Source organism: Actinomadura keratinilytica (genome assembly GCF_039539665.1).
Lineage (GTDB): Bacteria > Actinomycetota > Actinomycetes > Streptosporangiales > Streptosporangiaceae > Spirillospora > Spirillospora keratinilytica.
On the sequence record NZ_BAABDO010000020.1, the window covers coordinates 21,978 to 40,519 of the forward strand.

Annotated in this window: 18 protein-coding genes; 5 read left to right on the forward strand and 13 right to left on the reverse strand. The window is 74.3% G+C overall.

Translation table 11 applies throughout. The annotated features are described in order from the left end of the window. Nucleotides 1-100: 100 nt before the first annotated feature. The 6 genes from ABD879_RS09685 to ABD879_RS09710 all read right to left on the reverse strand — a co-directional run bounded on the left by ABD879_RS09685 (nucleotide 101) and on the right by ABD879_RS09710 (nucleotide 6,193). A complete protein-coding gene (locus ABD879_RS09685; RefSeq protein ID WP_345019620.1) occupies nucleotides 101-1,348 on the reverse strand; it encodes a ketosynthase chain-length factor in 1,248 nt (415 codons plus the stop codon). After that, a complete protein-coding gene (locus ABD879_RS09690) occupies nucleotides 1,345-2,613 on the reverse strand; it encodes a beta-ketoacyl-[acyl-carrier-protein] synthase family protein (RefSeq protein WP_345019622.1) in 1,269 nt (422 codons plus the stop codon). Before ABD879_RS09690 ends, ABD879_RS09685 begins: the two co-directional genes overlap by 4 nt. Further along, complete coding sequence (locus ABD879_RS09695) at nucleotides 2,610-2,936, reverse strand: TcmI family type II polyketide cyclase (protein ID WP_285497398.1); 327 nt, start codon at nucleotides 2,934-2,936, stop codon at nucleotides 2,610-2,612. The genes ABD879_RS09690 and ABD879_RS09695 overlap by 4 nt, the downstream gene beginning before the upstream one ends. An 84-nt stretch (nucleotides 2,937-3,020) precedes the next feature. Beyond that, nucleotides 3,021-4,496: an FAD-dependent monooxygenase gene (locus ABD879_RS09700; RefSeq protein ID WP_345019625.1), complete on the reverse strand. Its 1,476-nt coding sequence runs from the start codon at nucleotides 4,494-4,496 to the stop codon at nucleotides 3,021-3,023. Nucleotides 4,497-4,815: 319 nt separating this feature from the next. Continuing rightward, nucleotides 4,816-5,550: an EthD domain-containing protein gene (locus ABD879_RS09705; protein ID WP_345019627.1), complete on the reverse strand. Its 735-nt coding sequence runs from the start codon at nucleotides 5,548-5,550 to the stop codon at nucleotides 4,816-4,818. Between the two features lie 40 nt (nucleotides 5,551-5,590). Beyond that, nucleotides 5,591-6,193, reverse strand: a complete 603-nt coding sequence (locus ABD879_RS09710) for a DsbA family oxidoreductase (RefSeq protein WP_345019630.1) — start codon at nucleotides 6,191-6,193, stop codon at nucleotides 5,591-5,593. A gap of 477 nt (nucleotides 6,194-6,670) precedes the next feature. Between ABD879_RS09710 and ABD879_RS09715 the strand changes: the two genes are divergently transcribed. Genes ABD879_RS09715 through ABD879_RS09725 form a run of 3 tightly spaced genes read left to right on the forward strand, consistent with a single transcriptional unit; the run spans nucleotide 6,671 to nucleotide 8,954 of the window. After that, entirely contained in the window at nucleotides 6,671-7,438 is a 768-nt protein-coding gene (locus ABD879_RS09715; RefSeq protein WP_345019632.1) for an SDR family oxidoreductase, read from the forward strand. Nucleotides 7,439-7,470: 32 nt separating this feature from the next. Beyond that, on the forward strand, nucleotides 7,471-8,055 hold the full coding sequence (locus ABD879_RS09720) for an NADPH-dependent FMN reductase (RefSeq protein WP_345019634.1): 585 nt from the start codon (nucleotides 7,471-7,473) through the stop codon (nucleotides 8,053-8,055). Nucleotides 8,056-8,093: 38 nt separating this feature from the next. Further along, entirely contained in the window at nucleotides 8,094-8,954 is an 861-nt protein-coding gene (locus tag ABD879_RS09725) for an SDR family oxidoreductase (RefSeq protein ID WP_345019636.1), read from the forward strand. Nucleotides 8,955-9,057: 103 nt separating this feature from the next. Here the strand turns inward: ABD879_RS09725 and ABD879_RS09730 are convergent, their stop codons facing one another. Next, entirely contained in the window at nucleotides 9,058-9,459 is a 402-nt protein-coding gene (locus ABD879_RS09730; protein WP_345019638.1) for a winged helix-turn-helix transcriptional regulator, read from the reverse strand. 145 nt (nucleotides 9,460-9,604) lie between these two features. Here ABD879_RS09730 and ABD879_RS09735 point away from each other — a divergent pair, with 145 nt between their 5' ends. Together ABD879_RS09735 and ABD879_RS09740 are read left to right on the forward strand one after the other, a co-directional pair. Beyond that, nucleotides 9,605-10,348 carry a hypothetical protein gene (locus ABD879_RS09735; protein ID WP_345019640.1) on the forward strand — a complete coding sequence of 248 codons (744 nt, stop codon included), beginning with the start codon at nucleotides 9,605-9,607 and terminating at the stop codon, nucleotides 10,346-10,348. 30 nt (nucleotides 10,349-10,378) lie between these two features. Further along, a complete protein-coding gene (locus tag ABD879_RS09740; protein WP_345019642.1) occupies nucleotides 10,379-11,245 on the forward strand; it encodes an SDR family oxidoreductase in 867 nt (288 codons plus the stop codon). On the opposite strand, the gene ABD879_RS09745 is transcribed toward ABD879_RS09740, so the two are convergent. Genes ABD879_RS09745 through ABD879_RS09770 form a run of 6 tightly spaced genes read right to left on the reverse strand, consistent with a single transcriptional unit; the run spans nucleotide 11,242 to nucleotide 18,519 of the window. Beyond that, nucleotides 11,242-12,141 carry an alpha/beta hydrolase gene (locus ABD879_RS09745; protein WP_345019644.1) on the reverse strand — a complete coding sequence of 300 codons (900 nt, stop codon included), beginning with the start codon at nucleotides 12,139-12,141 and terminating at the stop codon, nucleotides 11,242-11,244. The genes ABD879_RS09740 and ABD879_RS09745 overlap by 4 nt on opposite strands. Continuing rightward, on the reverse strand, nucleotides 12,092-13,705 hold the full coding sequence (locus ABD879_RS09750) for a dipeptide ABC transporter ATP-binding protein (protein ID WP_345019646.1): 1,614 nt from the start codon (nucleotides 13,703-13,705) through the stop codon (nucleotides 12,092-12,094). The genes ABD879_RS09745 and ABD879_RS09750 overlap by 50 nt, the downstream gene beginning before the upstream one ends. Beyond that, nucleotides 13,702-14,550 carry an ABC transporter permease gene (locus ABD879_RS09755; protein WP_345019648.1) on the reverse strand — a complete coding sequence of 283 codons (849 nt, stop codon included), beginning with the start codon at nucleotides 14,548-14,550 and terminating at the stop codon, nucleotides 13,702-13,704. The genes ABD879_RS09750 and ABD879_RS09755 overlap by 4 nt, the downstream gene beginning before the upstream one ends. Then, complete coding sequence (locus tag ABD879_RS09760; RefSeq protein ID WP_345019650.1) at nucleotides 14,547-15,527, reverse strand: ABC transporter permease; 981 nt, start codon at nucleotides 15,525-15,527, stop codon at nucleotides 14,547-14,549. The genes ABD879_RS09755 and ABD879_RS09760 overlap by 4 nt, the downstream gene beginning before the upstream one ends. Next, nucleotides 15,509-17,119, reverse strand: coding sequence for an ABC transporter substrate-binding protein (locus ABD879_RS09765; protein WP_345019652.1), 1,611 nt, complete (start codon nucleotides 17,117-17,119; stop codon nucleotides 15,509-15,511). Before ABD879_RS09765 ends, ABD879_RS09760 begins: the two co-directional genes overlap by 19 nt. Beyond that, on the reverse strand, nucleotides 17,116-18,519 hold the full coding sequence (locus tag ABD879_RS09770; protein ID WP_345019654.1) for an FAD-dependent monooxygenase: 1,404 nt from the start codon (nucleotides 18,517-18,519) through the stop codon (nucleotides 17,116-17,118). The genes ABD879_RS09765 and ABD879_RS09770 overlap by 4 nt, the downstream gene beginning before the upstream one ends. Nucleotides 18,520-18,542: the final 23 nt, after the last annotated feature.

An 18,542-nucleotide genomic window follows, 5' to 3' on the forward strand; every position in this document is an offset into this window, starting at 1 on the left:
CGGGCGGCGGCGAGGCGGTCCGCGGAAGGCGCTGTGTCGCAATGCCGTCGGTCACTGAGATGGACACCTGGCTCACACCTTTCGAGTACTGGTCGGGTCGTCAGACGGCGGCCGCCGTCCGGGCGGCGGCCGAGGGCGCGCGCACCACCGCGGCCGAGTTGAACCCGCCCTGGCCGCGGGCCAGCACCAGCGCCACCCGCACCTCGGCGGCGCGCGGACGGTCGGTCACCAGGTCGAGTTCGTACTCGGCGGCGGGCGAGACGTTGGTGGTGGGCGGGATCAGCCCGTCGCGGATGGACAGCAGCGCGGCCGCCACGTCCAGCGACGCGGCCCCGGAGTAGAGCCGGCCCGTCATCGTCTTGGGCGCGGTGACCGGCACCCCGCCCGGGCCGAAGACCGCGTTGATCGCGTCCGCCTCGATCCGGTCGAGCTCGGGGACGGCCGCGGCGTCGGCGAACACCACGTCCACCTCGTCCGGGTCGGCGCCGGCGTCGGCCAGGGCGAGCCGGATGGCGCGCTCCAGCCCGGGCGGGCGCCCGCTGCCCGGCGCCGGGTCGAACGTGGCGCCGTACCCGGCGATCTCCCCGTAGACCTTCGCGGCGCCGCGCTCGCGTGCCGCGTCGGCGTCCTCCAGCACGAGCAGCGCCCCGCCCTCCCCCGCGACGTGCCCGCACGCCTCGGCGTCGAACGGCAGGTAGGCGCGGTCCGGGTCGTCGCGGAGGCTGAGCCGCCCGCCGGCGAGCTGGGCCACCCAGCCCCACGGGCAGATCGACCCGTCGACCCCGCCGGACACGATGAGCCTGCTGCCCTTGCGGATCTGCCGGCGGGCCTGCGCGATCGCGTCCAGGCCGCCCGCCTGGTCGCTGACGACCACGCCGCTGGGGCCGCGCATCCCGTGCCGGATGGAGATCTGTCCGGTGTTGACCGCGTAGAACCAGGCGAACGACTGGAAGGCGCTGACGTACCGGCCGCCCCTGCTCCACAGGTTCTGCAGCTCGCGCTGCCCGAACTCGAACCCGCCCGCGGAGCTGGCCGTGGTCACGCCCATGTCGAACTCGGGCACGTCGCCGGGGCGCACCCCGGCGTCCTCCAGCGCCCAGTCCGCCGCGACCAGCGCGAGCCGGGTCATGTGGTCGGTCTGCGGCAGCAGCCGCGCGGGCAGCAGGTCCTCGGCGACGAAGCCGGGCACCTCCCCCGCCAGCCGCGCCGGATACCGCTGCGGGTCGAACCGCCGGACGCGGCCGATGCCGCCGCGTCCGGCGCGCGTCGCGTCCCAGAAGGCCTCGGTGCCCAGGCCGTTGGGGGCCGTCACCCCGATGCCGGTCACCACCACGCACGCGCCGGTCACGCCGCCTTCCTCTCCTTCGCGGTCAGCACCATCGCGCTCTGGAAGCCACCGAATCCGCTGCCCACGGTGAGCACCGTGTCGGTCTTCCACTCGCGGGCGGTGATCGGCACGTAGTCCAGGTCGCATTCGGGGTCGGGGGTGTGCAGGTTGGCGGTCGGCGGGACGACGTCGTTCTCGATCGCCAGCACGGACGCGGCGATCTCGATCGAGCCGATCGCGCCCAGCGAATGCCCGATCATCGACTTGATGGAGCTGACCGGGGTCGCGTAGGCGTGCTCGCCCAGGCTGCGCTTGAACGCGGCGGTCTCGTGCCGGTCGTTCTGCTTGGTGCCCGAGCCGTGCGCGTTGATGTAGTCCACGTCCTCGGGGTTCATCCGAGCCTCGGCCAGTGCCACGCGGATGGCCTCGGCCATCTCCCGGCCGTCGGGCCGCAGGCCGGTCATGTGGAAGGCGTTGCAGCGGGTGGCGAACCCGGCGATCTCGGCGTAGACGTGCGCCCGGCGGGCCTTCGCGCGTTCCAACTCCTCCAGTACGAACACCGCCGAACCCTCGCCGAGGACGAAGCCGTTGCGGGTGCCGTCGAAGGGGCGGGAGGCGTGCTCGGCGTCGTCGTTGCGCGGCGTGGTCGCCTTGATCGCGTCGAAGCAGGCCACCGTGATGGGCGAGATCGGCGCGTCGGTGGCACCGGCGATCATCACGTCGGCGGCGCCCTCCCGGATCAGCTCGGTGGCGTAGCCGACCGAGTCGAGACCGGACGTGCAGCCGGTGGACACCACGGTGGTCGGGCCCTCGGCGCCGACCGCCCAGGCGACCTCGGCGGCGAACGAGCTGGGCACGAAGTAGTCGTACAGGTGCGGCACCGCGTACCGGTGGTCCACCAGGTCGAGGCGGCCGCCGTCGCTGACGACGTTGTACTCGCGGTCCAGGCCCATGGTGGCACCGACCGCGCTGCCGATGGTGACACCGGTGCGGTAGGGGTCGAGCTCGGCCGGTTCCAGCCCGCTGTCGGCCACCGCCTCGCGCGCGGTCACCACGGCGAGCTGCGCGGCCCGGTCCATGCGGCGGATCTCCTGCGGGCCGAGGCCGTGCGCCCGCGGATCGAAGTCGATCTCCGCCGCGACCCGCGACCGGAACTGGGACGGGTCGAAGAAGGTGATGCCCCGGGTTGCGGTGCGGCCCTCGCTGAGCAGGTTCCAGAAGTTCTTGACACCGATCCCGCCGGGGGCGGTGACACCGATCCCGGTGATCGCTACCCGCCTCGTCATCGTGCCTCCCAGTGGTAGAAGCGCTGTGCCATCGCGTCCTTCGGCGACCGCCAGGTCTGCGGGTCGTAGGCCTGGATGAACGGCTTGAGGTTCTCGCTGATGCCGATGAACAGGGGGTGCGTCCTGGCCTCCTCGATGGCCGCGCCGCCGTGCTCGTCGTCGAAGTCCTGCAGGTGGAAGTACAGGTCGTGGAAGGTGAACAGCTGCCGCCGCCGGGTGCCCATCCGGTGCGGCATCTCGGTCTGGTCGAACTCGGCGAACAACTTGGCGACGTCGTCGCTCGTGCCGGGCCGGATACGCGCGACGATCAATGTGCTGTGCATGGGTGCTCCTTGCCGGTGGCGGTGAGATCGGTGGCGGGGAAATCGGTGGCGGTGAGACCGGTGGACGGCGGGCCCGGACGGCGGTCAGCGGGCGGCGGGGCCGAACCAGCGGGTGAGCGCGTCGGCCGGGTCGCCGGCGCCGGGTGAGGTCCAGGCGACGTAGCCGTCGGGGCGGATCAGGACGGCGTCGGCGGGCGGGTCGAGGTCGGTGCCGGCGGGCTCGGCGGTGACCACGTCCACCCGGTCGGTCCAGCCCGCGGCGGCGCGCCGCAGTCCGGCGTCGTCGGACAGGTCGAGCAGCACGCCGCGGCCCGCGTGCAGCAGCGCGGTCGTGCTGGTCTTGCCGGACCCGGTGGCCAGCTCCTGGGGCGGCATGCGGCGGCCCAGCAGCGGGTGGTCGCCGGGGCCGACGTCGTAGCGGATCTCCAGCCCGCTGACCATGCCGACCAGGTGGCGCGCGACCTCGGGGTACTCGGCCAGCTCGGTGAGCAGCTCGCGCAGCGGGCCGGTGTTCTCGCCGGTGAGGAACAGCAGGCCCTGCGCCTGGGTGTTCATCAGCAGCCGGGCGCCCACCGGGTGCCGTTCGGAGTGGTAGGTGTCCAGCAGCTCGTCGGGGGCCTGGCCGCGCACCACCGCGGCCAGTTTCCAGCCGAGGTTGACCGAGTCCTGGATGCTGACGTTCATGCCCTGCCCGCCGGCGGGCAGGTGGATGTGCGCGGCGTCGCCCGCCAGCAGCACCCGGCCGCGCCGGTACTCGGTCACCTGCCGGGCGGCGTCGCCGAACGCGGTGGTCCACACGGCGGTGCCGCCGCTGATGTCCTCGCCGGTGAGGCGCTGCCAGCCCGCGGCGACCTCGGCGAACGGCGGCGGCTCGGTGCGCTTGCGCGGCGGACGCCCCCGCTCGCACACCACGATGCGGGTCACGCCGTCGCCGAGCGGGCCGGCCAGGACCATGCCGCCGGGGACGGGCTCGCCCGCCCAGCGCGGCTTGATGTCGACGCCCTTGACGTCGGCGATGAACATCTCCACGGTCGCGGCGGTGCCGGGGAAGTCGAACCCGGCGAGCTTGCGCACCGTGCTGCGGCCGCCGTCGCAGCCCACCAGGTAGGAGGCGCGCAGCCGCCGGGGGCCGGCCGGGCTTTCGACCTCGACGTCCACGCCGTCGCCGTCGTCGGACAGCCCGACCACCTCGTGGCCGCGGCGCACGTCGCCGCCGAGGTCGTCCACCCACCCGGCGAGCATCGCCTCGGTGCGGCTCTGCGGGATGCTCTTGCCGCCGAAATGCGCGCCCTCCAGCACGCCGAAGTCCAGCGGGATGCCGGCGAAGTGCCCGACGTCGCTGGTCTCGACCTCGCCCAGCCGGGGCAGCAGGCCGCGCTGGTCGAACGACTCCATGGTGCGGGCGGTGAAGCCCAGGCCGCGGGACTCGCCGGTGGGCTCGGTGAGGCGTTCCAGGACGACGACGTCCACGCCCGCCAGCCGCAGTTCGCCGGCGAGCATGAGCCCCGCGGGCCCTGCGCCGACCACGACGACGGGGACGGTTTCCTTCTGCTCGGTCACCTGCTGTTCCTTCCAGGAGCGGGCGGAGGCCGGCCCGAGGCACGCCGAAGGCCGGAAGCGCCCCGGGGGGCGTCCGGTGGAGGCTCGGGAGGCCGGTCGGGCGGCGAAGCGCGTGCGGCGACGCGGCGCCGAGATAGGGGTGCTGGTAGGCGAAGAACCTGCACAAATCGGCGGGAGCGCCCGTTTTCGGGCATAGCTCAACCGCGAGGAAAAGTGTGACATCGGCGCCGCGCGGCAGTCAAGGCGGCGGTGAACGCCCCGGCATGCCGAAGGCCGGGCCCGCGAGCTCGGGTCCCGGCCTTCGGTGCAGGTCAGACGGTCACACGACGACCTTGCGCCGGGCGAGCGCGGAGAAGCTGGAGCCCGCGTCCACGTAGTCGGCCTGCCTGGCCCGCAGCCGGTCGTACACCGCGGCGAGCCCGGTGAAGTCGGTCACGACGGTGGTGACGATGGCGTCGTGCAGGTCGGCCGCGTCCGGGTTGAGCGAGCCCTCGCCGCCCTGGACCAGGTTGTGCACCCGCCGCCGGGCGACGGCGCGGTAGTCCGCGTCGGCGCCCAGCCACTCGGCCTCCGCGGCGAGCGCGGCGCGGAATGCGGCGACGTCCACGCCGGGCCGGCGGCGCAGGAAGTCGATGGCCACCAGGGCGCCGCCGCCGCCGGACGCGCCGTCTCCGGCGTCGTCCAGCACGGTCTCCTCGACGACCTCGTACACCGTGGGCGGTTCGGAGAAGATCTCGGTGCTCATGTAGATCTCGTCGGGCCGCACCGTGGCGAGGTACTCGGCGTCCTGGAGGGTCGCCTCGAACCCCGCCCGGTCGTCGCAGCTGTGCTCGACCACCACGAGCAGGTCGTCGGCGCGCCGGTGGAGCGCGTCGGCGGCGACGCCGTCCGCGGCCGTGAGCACCCGGTTCATCACGTATCCGGTGAACAGGTCGCGGACGGCCGGCACCGTCATGGCCAGCGCCGAGTGCTTCTCGATGACGTAGTCCTGGCCGTCCCGGCGGCCGACCCCGGTGCGGGGGCCGCGGGTGACGAGGATGTCCTTGAAGGTCACGAGGCGTTCCTCTCCGTGCGGAACTGCGGCCGGACCGGGTTCACCCGGCGTGCTGCTGCAGGAAGCGGGACAGGTCCTGGATCTCGGGCGAGACCAGCATGTACTTCTCGTCGATGATGAGGGTGGGCACGCCGACGACGCCGTAGCGGGACGCCAGGGCGAGGTCGGCGTTGACCTCGTCGGTGTAGGCGCCCGGCTCCAGCGGGGGCAGCCCCTGCTCGGCGGCGATCTCGTTGAGCGTGCCGCCGTCGCCGATGTTGCGGCCCTCGACGGCGAACGCGCGCATCAGCGCCTCCGCCGTCTCGGTGCCCTTGCCGTGCGCGTGGCCGTGCTTGACCAGCCGGTGCGCGTCGGCGGTGTTGGCCATGATGGCGCGGTCCAGCCGGTAGCCGATGCCGACCTGGGCCGCCAGGTCGGTGACGAGCTTCTGCCGGCGCTTGTCCTCCTCTCCGTGGATGCCGTAGCGGTTGGCGTGCGCCTCGGAGAGCGTCCAGGTGACGTCGGACGGGTAGGACGGGTCGAGCTGGAAGGCGCGCCAGACCAGTTCGGGCTTGACGCCGACCTGGTCGAGCGCGATCGACAACCGGCGCTTTCCGATGTAGCACCAGGGGCAGACCATGTCCGAGAAGACTTCGATTCTCATGCCCCCACTCTAGGAAACGAGCACACTCCATGTAAGAACATACCTTTTAGTTAGCGCCTTTCCCTCGGGTAGGTGCGGCCCTTCCGCGGAGGCCCGGACGATGCCGCGCCGACCGCTGTTGACGGCGCCCGCGCGGGCGTGTCACGCTTTCGAGCGCGGGCGAGGTATGCCCACGACACCGCCGATGACGACCCCGGCGGTGGTCCGCCCGCCGTTCCACCGGCGCCCGTCGCGTCCCGTCGCACCGTCACGTTCCGGCCTTCGCACGCGGCCGGAGGCAGCCCGCGACGCGCCTTTGCACCGTTCTCACGTCCGCCGCGCCCGGCTTTCCGCCAGGCCCCTCTCCCGGGGCCTGCCGCCGTGCGCGCGGACGCCCGGCCGCGGCCCGGCGGTGTCTCGGCGCCCGCCGCGCCGGCCCCTCGCCGGCCCGCGCCGGTCCGTTCGGCACCCGATGGCACTCGATGGCAGGAGGCAGACATGGGAGTTCTCGACAACAAGATCGCGCTGGTCACCGGGGCGAGCCGCGGCATCGGCAAGGCGATCGCCGAGCGGCTGGCCCGCGACGGCGCGCTGGTCGCCGTGCACTACGCCAGCAACTCCGAGGCCGCCGAGAAGACCGTGGCGGGCATCGTCGAGTCGGGCGGCTCGGCCTTCGCCGTGCAGGCGGAGCTGGGCGTCCCCGGTGACGTGGACACGCTGTTCGACCGGCTGCGCGCCGGGCTGGCCGAGCACACCGACCGGTACGAGCTGGACATCCTGGTCAACAACGCGGGCGAGCAGACCGCCGCCGGGCTGGCGCCGGAGGACATCACGCCCGAGGCGTTCGACCGGCTGTTCGCGGTCAACGCCAAGGCCCCGCTGTTCATCACCCAGCGGGCGCTGACGATCGTGCCGGAGGGCGGCCGGATCATCAACATCTCCTCGGGTCTGACCCGGTTCGCCGTGCCCGAGCAGCTTGCGTACTCGATGACCAAGGGCGCGCTGGAGCAGATCACGCTGCACTACGCCCGGCACCTGGCGCCGCGCGGGATCACCATCAACACCGTCGCGCCGGGCATCACCGACAACGGCAGCCCGGTGTTCTCCATCCCCGAGGCGCGCGAGCAGATGGGCCGGCTGTCGGCGTTCAAGCGGGTCGGCACCGCCGAGGAGATCGCGGGCGTGGTGGCCTTCCTCGCCGGTCCCGACGGCGGCTGGACCACCGGCGCGTTCATCGACGCGACCGGCGGCACGCTGCTCGGCTGACCGGCCCGCGCCCGGAAACGGAAGTGGCAGTCATGGCGCAACGCCCCGTCCACCTCGCCGTCATCACCGGCAGCGTCCGGAACGGGCGGTTCGGCCCCATCGTGGCCCGCTGGTTCCTGGAGCAGGCCGAGGCCTGCCCGGACGTCACCGTCGAGCCGATCGACCTGGCGGACGTCACCCTGCCGGCGCGGCTGCCCGAGTTCGACATGCGGGACCGGCCGCCGGAGGCGGACGCGCTCGCCGAGCGGCTCACCGCTGCGGACGGTTACATCATCATTACGCCTGAGTACAATCACAGCTTCCCGGCCTCCCTGAAACACTTCATCGACTGGTTCATGGAGGAGTGGCAGGCCAAGCCGGTCGGCTTCGTCTCCTACGGCGGCATGGCCGGCGGCCTGCGCGCGGTGGAGGCGCTCCGCCTGGTCTTCGCCGAGCTGCACGCGGTGACCGTCCGCGAGACGGTCAGCTTCCACAACCACCGCGAGCGGTTCGGCGCCGACGGGCGGCCGGTGGAGCCGGAGGGCTGCGAGCAGGCCGCCAAGGTCCTGCTCGACCAGCTCGTCTGGTGGGCGCTGGCACTGCGGGAGGCCAAGGAACGGCGTCCCTACCGCCGCTGACCGACCGGCCGAGCAACCGACGCGGAAGAGGACTTGAGATGTCGACCATCACCACGGTCCTGGTGACCGGCGCCACCGGCTCGGTCGGGCGGCACGTCGTCGACCGCCTGCTGGCGCGCGGCGTCACCGTCCGGGCGCTCACCCGCGACCCGGCCCGGGCGCGGCTGCCGGAGGCGGTCGAGGTGTTCGCCGGCGACCTGACCCGGCCCGACACGGTGCGCCCGGCCGTCGAGGGCGCCGACGGGCTCTACCTGTTCCCGGTGCCCGAGACCGTCGAGGAGATCGTGCGGATCGCCGAGAAGGCCGGGGTGCGCCGGGTGGCGGTGCTCTCCTCGCTGACCGCCGGCGACGAGGTGGAGGCCAACGCCACCAAGGACCACCACCGCGCGGTGGAGCGCGCCGTGGAGGCCGGGGGCTTCGAGTGGACGCACGTGCGGCCCGGCGAGTTCGCGGGCAACGTGCTGTGGCGGTGGGGGCCGGCGATCCGCGCCGAGGGCGTGGCCCGGGCCCCCTACGGCGAGTCGCGGCGGGTGCCGGTCCACGAGGACGACATCGCCGCGGTCGCGGTCGCCGCGCTGCTGGAGGACGGGCACGCGGGGAAGGCGTACGAGATCACCGGCCCGCAGGTGCTCACGCAGATCGAGCAGCTGCGGATCATCTCCGAGGTGACCGGCCGCGAGCTGGGGTTCGTCGAGCTCACGCACGAGCAGGCGCGCGAGCTGATGAGCCCGCACGTGCCCGCCGACCTGCTGGAGGGCGTGCTCGGCTACATGCGCGAGTCGGTCGGCGCCGACCTGAAGGTGCACGCGGACACGATCGAACGCGTCACCGGGCGGCCCGCCCGCACGTTCGCCGAGTGGGTCGCCGACCACGCCGACGCGTTCCGCCCGGAGAGCTGACCGCCCGCCGCGGCGGCGCGGCCACCGCGCGCATCCGACACCGGCCCATCGGTCCGGCTCCTAGGCCGGACCGGTGGGCCGCCGCATGCGTTCCGGCGGACGTTCAGGCGGACTCGCCCGCGGCGCGGTCGTAGCGCTGCTGGGCGGCGACGATGTCGTCGGTGCGGCAGGTGATCCAGTCGATCAGCGTGCGCAGCAGCGAGGCCAGCTCGCGGCCGAGCGGGGTCAGCGCGTAGGAGACGCGCGGCGGCGTGCTGGACTCCACGGTCCGGTCGATCAGGCCGTCGCGGATGAGCAGCCGCAGGTTCTGCGACAGCATCTTCTCGCTGATGCCGCCGATGTTGTCGCGGAGCTGGTGGAAGCGCATCGGGCCCTGGTGCAGCGAGGTGACGATCAGCGTCCCCCACCGGTTCGCCACGTGGTTGAGCACCACGCGGCTGGGACAGTCGTCGACGAACGGGCCCTGCCGGCTGCGAGTCACCACACGTTCCAACTCGGCCTCCATCTCACCCACCTCAATTCTTTCTTTGGGGTTTGGAGCTTACCGGCAGGTAGGCACCTTGTCTCTCGAACCTGCACGCCCTATTTTGTCCAGTCGGAGAAAAATTCCCGTTAGGTCGCACTCGTTGTGAATTCATTTTGGAGGCATCATGCGGCTCGCCGCACCCCGTCCGTTCGACGTCACGCTCGCCGCGACCGGTGTCACCGTGGTGAGCCACTGGGCCGTCCCCGACCCCGACCGCCAGCGCGAGGTGGCCGACGCGCTGTTCGCCGCCTGGGAGGCCGGACCGCTGCCGGACGGGCTGCTGTCGGCTGACACCTTCACCAGCACCACCGAAAAGCCCCAGGGCGAGGAGAAGCTGAACACCGAGGACAGCGCGGTCGTCGTGGTGTCGCAGTGGCGGACCGCCGAGGACTACGAGCGCTTCGCGGCCACCGCGCCGCAACCGCCCGACTTCCCGGGCGTGCAGCGCCCCGAGCCCGTCGTGCACCGGCTCTACCGCGGAACGTTCCGCCGCGACCTGCCCACCTCGGTGCCGACCCAGGAGCCCGCCGGCGGCGCCGACGCCGAGCCCGGCTGCATCTTCATCGCCGAGTTCGAGATGGCCGACACCGAGTCGGCCCAGCTGTGGTCGGATGCGGTGTACGACGCGCTGGAGGAGGCGGTCGTCCAGAAGGGGGTGCTGCCCGGCTGGATCTCCAGCCACCACTTCCTCAGCCTGGAAGGGCGGCGGGTGTTCCAGTACGCCCAGTGGGCGTCGCCCGCCGCGCACGAGGAGTTCCTGGAGAGCGACCTGCGGCAGGATGTGCTGCGCCGGGCCGGGGGCCTGTCGAAGGTCAAAAGCGCGCTGGGCCAGCGGTACGTGCACCACGCGGGGCTGCGGCAGGGCTGACGGGCGCCGAACGCGGAAGGACCACACCTGATGACCACGCTGGTGACCGGGGCCACGGGCAAGGTCGGCCGGCACGTCGTCGCGGAGCTGCGCGCCGCGGGCGAGGACGTGCGGGCGATCAGCCGCAGTCCCGAGGCCCCGGGCCTGCCGAGCGACCTGCGGGTGTTCCGGGGCGACCTGGCGGATCCCGGGTCGCTGCGCGAGGCCCTCGCCGGGGTCGAGCGCCTCTACCTGTATCCGCACGCCCCGACCGCGGGCGAGGTGGTCGAGCTGGCCCGCGAGTCGGGCGTGCGCAGGGTCGTCGTGCTGTCGTCGCGTGCGGTGTCCCTCGGCACCGACACCGACCGGCACCTGCCGGTCGAGCAGGCGGTCGAGGCGTCCGGGCTGGAGTACGCGTTCATCCGGCCCAACGACTTCGCCGCCAACAAGACCGACCTGTGGGGCCCGATGATCCGCAAGGACCGGACGGTGCGGTTCCCCGACCCCGACGAGATCAGCAACCCGGTGCACGAGCGGGACATCGCCGCCGTGGCCGCCGCCGCGCTGCTGGCCGACGGCGCACCTCCGGCGGTGCACGAGGTGACCGGGCCGGAGATCCTCACCCAGCGGCGGCAGGCGGAGCTGATCGGCGAGGCCATCGGCGCACCGGTCCGGTTCGAGCCGACCCCGCCGGAGGAGACGCTGCGCATCCTGACCGCGCAGGGCGGCTGGGTCGCGCAGATGGCCCCGTTCCTGCTCGGCCTGGCGCCGTACTCCGAGGGCGAGCCGATCCCCAGCTTCAGCCTCGAGGAGCTGCGGGAGATCTGGAAGCCGCGGTCCACGGTGCTGGACGTCACGGGCCGTCCGCCGCGCTCGTTCCTGGAGTGGGCCCGCGAGCACCAGGCCGACTTCCTCTAAAAGCCCGTCCCGTCGGTCTGGTCCGCGTCCTGCGTGTCCCGCGACGCGCCCAGGCACGAGTCGAAGAACGCCAGCGCGCGTGCGTGGTAGGTGCGGGCGACCCGGCTGAGGCTGATGTTGTGGCCGGTGCCCGCCAGGCGTTCGACCCGCACCACCGGCGAGGACAGCCGCGCGGTCATGTCCCGCAGCGTGTCCTCGTCGTGCCGCCACCAGCGCTCGTGTTCGGCGAAGGTGAGCCGCACCGGCACCCGGATGCGGCCCGCCACCGCGTCGTACCGGTCGGGCCAGCTCGTCACGTCCGCCGCCTCGCGCGGCGGGAGCGGCCCGGCCAGGTCCCGCGCGAACTGGAAGGTGCCCGGCGGGTACAGGCCGAGCGGCCCCCAGTGCAGCCGGTGCGCGCCGAACCCTCCGGCGTCCCGGGTCCGCTCCGGGTCGGCCGCCCACCGGTGGCCGACCCCCGACACGTCCACCGCGCGCACGCGGTCGTCCTCGGCCGCGACCAGCAGCGCGACCTTCCCGCCGAGCGAGTGGCCGAGCAGGACGAAGCCCGCGCCGGTGGCGTGCCGGCCGGCCAGGCAGGTCAGCGCGGCGCGCACCAGCCGGACCTGCTCGGCCAGGCCGGTGCCTTCGGGCAGCGTGCCGGCGGACAGGCCGTACCCGGGGCGGTCCAGCGCGACCGCCAGGTACCCGTGGCCGGCGGCGTGCTCCAGCAGCGACTGGCCCGGCTCCACCTCGCCATGGAAGTACCGGGCGCGCATCCCGCCGCCGTGCAGCGCGACGAGGGCCGCGCGCGGCGGCCGCCGCGGCGGCGCGGCGAGCAGCCCGGACAGCCGCGTCGCCCCGGCGTCAACCGTGATCGGCCGAACGGACGCGGCCGCCGTCGTGGTGGGTGCCATGGTCTCCTCCCCGGTGCTCCGGCAGGCGCGGTATCGCGGCCAGCAGCCGCCTGGTGTGGTCCGTGCGGGGCGCGGTGAACACCTGCTCCACGTCGCCGACCTCGACGATCCGCCCGTCCTTCAGCACCGCCACCCGGTCGCTGACCTGCCGGATGACACCGAGGTGGTGGGAGATGAACAGGTAGGACAGGCCCAGCTCGGCGCGCAGCCGGGCCAGCAGGTCCAGCACCTGCGCCTGCACCGACACGTCCAGCGCGGACACCGGCTCGTCGCACACGATGACCTTCGGGCGGGTGGCCAGCGCCCGCGCGATCGCCACCCGCTGCCGCTGCCCGCCCGACAGCCGCGCCGGGCGGCGGTCCAGCAGCCCGGCGTCCAGGCCGACCTGCTCCAGCAGCTCCACGGCGCGGTCGCGGCGGGCCGGACGCGGCAGCCCGCTCACCGCGATCGCCTCCTCCAGAATGCGGCGGACGTCGAACCGCGGGTCGAAGGAGCCGAGCGGGTCCTGGTAGACGACCTGGACGCGGCGGCGGACGGCGCGGCGCTCCCGCGCGGACATGGCCCGCCACGGCCGCCCCTCGATCAGCACCTCGCCCTCGTCGGGGCGCAGCAGCCCGAGCACCAGGCGGCCGAGGGTGGTCTTGCCGGAGCCCGACTCGCCCACCACCCCGAGCGTCTCGCCCTCGCGCAGCTCGAAGGAGACGCCGTCGGCCGCCCGGCGCGCCCCGTACGCCTTCACCAGGCCGCGCGCCCGCACGACCGGCGCGCCGATCCGCACGGCGGGGCGGGCGGGCCGCGGGTCGGCCGCCTCGCGCAGCATGGCGGTGTAGGGGTGCTGCGGCCGGGTCAGCACCCGCTCGGCGGGCCCCTCCTCGACGATCCGGCCGTCCTTCATCACCAGGACGCGGTCGGCGATCCGCGCCACCACCCCGAGGTCGTGGCTGATGAGCAGCAGCGCCATCCCGTCCCGTTTGCGGGCGGCCAGCAGGTCCAGGATCTGCGCCTGGACGGTGACGTCGAGCGCGGTGGTGGGCTCGTCGGCGATGAGCAGGGCGGGCCGGCACGCGATCGCCGAGGCGATGAGGGCCCGCTGGCGCAGCCCGCCGGACAGCTCGTGCGGACGCTGCCGGGCCCGCAGCTGCGGTTCGGGCACGCCGACGTCGCGCAGCAGCTCGACCACCCGCGCGCCGACCTCGGCGCGGGGCACGGTGCGGTGCAGCCGCAGCGCCTCGGCGATCTCGCGGCCGACCGGGCGCAGCGGGTCCAGCGACACCAGCGCGTCCTGCAGCACGAAGCCGATCCGCGCGCCGCGCACCGCGCGCCACTGCCGGTCGCCGAACGCCCGCGCGTCCCGGCCGTCGACGCGCAGCGCGGCCGCGCGCACGTCGGCGCCCTCGCCCGCCAGGCCGATGAGCGAGCGGGCGGTGACGCTCTTGCCGGACCCGGACTCCCCCACGATCGCCACGCACTCGCCGGGGTGGACGGCGAACGACACGTCCCGCACGGCCTGTGTCGCGCCGAACGCGACCGACAGCCCGGCGACCTCCACCAGGGGACCGCTCACGCGTCCCTCCCTTCGCCCCGCCGCCGCAGCGCGCGCCCGACGACCGTGATCGACAGCACCGTCAAGGTGATCGCCAGCCCGGGGAAGACCGCCACCCACCAGGCGACCGCCGTGTAGTCGCGCCCGGCGGCCAGCATCGCGCCCCACTCGGGCGCGGGCGGCTGCGGACCGAACCCGAGGAACCCCAGCGACGCCACCGCGACCAGCGCGGTGCCGACCTCGATGGTGGCCAGCACCAGCAGCGGCGCCAGCACGTTCGGCAGCACGTGCCGCACGATGACGACCGCGCGCGGCAGGCCCAGCGCGGTCGCGGCCTCGACGTAGCCGGAGCCGCGCACGACCATCGCCCGCACCCGCACCAGCCGCGCGTACACCGGGACGGCGGCCACCCCGACCGCGCAGACCGAGTTGAGCGTTCCGGGCCCGGCCACCACCAGCACCACCAGCGCCAGCAGCAGGCTGGGCAGCGCCAGCACCACGTCGACCAGCCGCATGACCAGCTCGTCCAGCCAGCGCCCGCCGAGCGCCGCGACCAGCCCCAGCACCGTGCCGCCCGCCACCGCCAGCGCGGTCGCGCCCAGCCCCACCAGCAGCGACGGCCGCGCCCCGTGCACGATGCGGGTGAACACGTCGCGGCCGTTGGCGTCGGTGCCGAACACGTGGTCGGCGCCGGGCGGCGTCAGCGCCGCCGCCGGGTCCCCGTCGACGGCCGAACCGTCGGTGAACAGCCCCGGCGCGAGCGCCGCCAGCACGACCAGCCCGAGGAACAGCGCCGCCGCCCACAGGCCGGGCCGCGTCGGCGCGCGCCGCGCCCGGACCGCCCCGGCGGTGACCGCGGCGGTCACCGGGCACCCCGCAGCCGCGGGTCGACCACGAGATACAGCAGGTCGAGCACGATGTTGACCGCGACGTACAGCACCGCGGTGACCAGCACCGCCCCCATCACCACGGGCAGGTCCTTTCCTTCGACGGCGGTGAGCACCAGGCGGCCCAGCCCCGGCCGCGCGAAGATCTCCTCCACCACCACCAGCGCGCCGACCAGCGCGCCGAACATCCATCCGGCCAGGGTCAGCGCCGGCAGCAGGGCGTGCCGCAGCGCGTGCCGCAGCCGCACCGCCAGGTCCGACAGCCCGCGCGCCCGCGCGGTCAGCACGAACGGCTCGTCCAGCGCCAGTTCCAGGCTGTCGCGCAGCAGCTGGGTCAGCAGCGCCGTCAGCGGCACGGCCACCGCGACCGCGGGCAGCACCAGCGCCGCGACGCCGTCCGCGCCCGCCGCCGGGAACCAGCCGCGCTGGAACGACAGCACCGTCAGCAGCACGATCGCGGTCCAGAACGTCGGAATCGACACCCCGACCAGCTCGATCCCCGACGACAGCCCGCGGACCAAGCGCCCGCGGCCGGCGGTGAGCAGCGCCAGCGTCAGCGAGGCGGCGACGGCCAGCGCCATCGCGGCCCCGGCGAGCTGGAGCGACGGGCCCAGCTGCGAGCCGAGCGCCTCGGCGACCGGCTGGTGCAGCTGGTAGGACTCGCCGAGGTCGCCGCGCGCCATCCGGCCGACGAGCCGGCCGTACTGGACCGGCAGCGGCTCGTCCAGGCCGTACTCGGCGACCAGCTCGGCGCGCGCCTGCGGGGTGATCGTGTTCGGGCCGACGAGCGCCTGCTCGACCGAGCCGGGGGTGAGGTGCAGCGCGGCGAACGCGACCGTCACCGCGCCCCACAGCACCAGCAGCGAGGTGCCCAACCTGACCAGCACCGCCCGCGGCACCCGGAACCGGGGGCTCGTCCAGTGTCTCCACACCGTCTTCACCGGTCGCTCACCCACGCCTCGTAGAAGGTCGGATACGCCAGCGGGGACCAGCCGATGCCGTGCACCGTCTTCGACACGCCCAGCACGTAGGCGGGCACGTACACCGGGAAGGCCGCGGACTCGTCCATCACCTTGCGCTGCACCCGGGCGTACAGGTCGGCGCGTTCGGCCTGGTCGTCGGTGGCCAGGGCGGCGGCGAGCCATCCGTCCACCCGCCGGTCGGAGTAGCGCGCCCCGTTCTGGCCGAACCTGTCCGGCGTGGAGATGAACGAGGTGGCGAAGAGGTTGCGCAGCATGTCGCCGTCGATGCGGCGGCCGACGTAGTCGACCAGGTCGTAGTCGCCCGCGGCGTACCGGGGGAAGTACTCGGCCTGCGACACGTTGCCGACCCGCAGGTCGATGCCGAGCCTGCGGGCCTCCGCCTGCACCAGCTCGGCGAGTTCGGCGCGCTGCTCGCGGGCGACGCTGCGCTGGAACGGCCACCGGACGACCAGCCGCCGCCCATTTCTGGTGCGGTAGCCCTGCCGGTCGCGGCCGGTCCACCCGGCCTCGTCCAGGAGCCGCCCGGCGGCCGCCCGGTCGAACCGCCACCGCTCCCTGGTGGCCGGGTCGTAGCCCGGCGTGCTGGTGCTGAGCGGGCTGAACGCCGGGTCGAACAGCCCGAAGTACAGCCGCCGCACGATGGTCGGGTGGTCGATGCCGATGCGGAACGCTTCGCGGACCCGCCGGTCGGCGAAGACGCCCCGGGTGACGTTCGGCAGGTACATGTACACGCCGCCGGGCGCGGGACGCGTCTCCACCCGCAGCCGCGGGTTCGCGCGCACGCGGCGCACGGTGACCGGCGGGACGCTCGCGATCGCGTCGGCCTGGCCGCTGGTGAGCGCGCCGAGCCGCACCGAGTCCTCGGTGAGGATCGTGAACTTCAGCCGGGCCAGCCGGGCGGGGCCGGTGTGCCGGGCGGTGGCCGGCCCCCAGCGGTAGTCGGGGTTGCGCCGGTACACGATCTCCTGGTGCGGGACGAACCGCTCGATGACGAACGGCCCCGACCCGACGACATGGCGGGCCAGCACGTCGGGGCCGCGCCGCAGCGACGCGGGCGACTGCATCCCGAAGAACGCCTCCGACAGCGCGGCGAGGAACGGCGCGTGCGGCCTGGCGAAGTGCACCTTGACGGTCCGCGCGTCCACCACCGTGCTGCCGGTGTACGGCTCCATGTAGTGGGCGGCGAGCCGCGACTGCGTCTTCGGGTCGGCGATGTGGTCGAGGTTGGCCTTCACCGCCGCCGCGTCGAAGCGGGTGCCGTCGCTGAACTTCACGTCCTCGCGCAGCGTGAAGGTGTAGGTGCGCCGGTCGGGGGAGACCGACCAGGCGGTGGCGAGCCACGGTTCGACGCGCCCGTCCGGGCCGAGCGAGACCAGGGAGTCCAGGACGGGCCGGGTGAACAGCGCCGCCGAGTCCTGCGGGCTGGCGTGCGGGTCGAGCACCAGCGGCTCGTCGTCGACGGCGAACACGAGCGTGTCGGCCGCCGCCTGCCGGGCACCGCACCCGGCCGACGACAGCGCCAGCGCGGCCAGCACGGCCGGCACGAGGAGGCCGCGCCGGCTCACCGGGCGCCGCCGAACCAGCGGCGGACCGCCGCGTCCAGGTCGGCACCGGAGCCGGCGACCCAGGCGACGTGGCCGTCCGGACGCACCAGCACGGCCTCGGAGCGGCCGATGGCGCGCACCACGTCCACGCGGTCGTGCGGTCCGGGGCCGTCCGGCGGTTCGGGATGCAGGAGCAGGCCGCGCGCGGCCCGCAGCGCCCGGCCTCCCGCCCCCAGCTCGTCGGGCGGGACGCGCACGCCCAGCAGCGGATGGTCGCCGGGGCCCGCCGCGTACCGCACGTCCAGGCCGCTGATCGCCGCGGCCAGCCGGTCCCGCACCCGGGGGTAGGCGATCAGCTCGGCGAGCACCGCACGCAGCGGCTCGACCTCGGGCCCGCCGAGCAGGATCCGCGCCTGCGCGCGGATGTTGGCCAGGACCCGGCGGCCGACCGCGTGCCGTTCCTCGTGGTAGGTGTCCAGCAGCGGGTCGGGCGCGCGGCCGGTCGCCACGGCGGCCAGCTTCCAGCCGAGGTTCACCGCGTCCTGCAGCCCCAGGTTGAGCGCCTGCCCGCCGGCCGGAAGCTGCCGGTGCGCGGCGTCGCCCGCCAGCAGCACCCGGCCGCGCCGGTACTCGCTCGCCTGGCGGGCGGCGTCGCCGAACGCGTTCACCCAGATCGGCCTACCGTGCCCGATGTCCTCGCCGGTGACCCGCTCCCACACCTTGACGACCTCGGCGAAGTCGGGGGCGGTGGCGCGGTCCGCGGCGGGGCGGCCGAACTCGTGCACCATCACCCGGGTCACGCCGTCGCGCCGCCGCGCCGCGATCGCCAGGCCGTCCGGCAGCCGCTCGAAGCGCCGGTCCCGGATCTCGATCCCGGCCACGTCGGCCCGCAGCAGCTCCCGGCGGGCGTCCTCGCCGGGGAACGCGAAGCCGCCCAGCCGCCGCACGGTGCTCTCCTCACCGTCGCAGCCGACGACGAACCCGGCGCGCAGCCGGACGGGGCCGTCCGGCCCGTCGGCCGCCACCTCGACGTGGTCGGCGGTCTGGGCCAGCGCCCGCACCTCGTACCCGCGCCGCACGTCCGCGCCCAGCTCGGCGGCCCATCCGCCGAGCAGTTCCTCGGTGCGGGTCTGCGGAACCTTCCACTGCCCCGGGTAGGGCGTGCGCAGCCCGGAGAAGTCGAGCGGAATGCCGCCGAAGTGGCCCCGCAGGTCGTTGGGCGGCATCCCGTCGAGCCGCTCCAGCAGGCCGCGCTGGGCGAAGATCTCCATCGTGCGGGCGTGCAGGGTGGAGGCGCGCGACTCGGCGGTGGGCGCGGGCAGCCGCTCCAGCACCACCGCCTCCGCCCCGCCGAGCCGCAGCTCGCCTGCGAGCATGAGCCCGACCGGGCCCGCGCCCACGATGATGACCTGGGTGTCCATCGTCCTCCTCTTGCGTCGGGTGC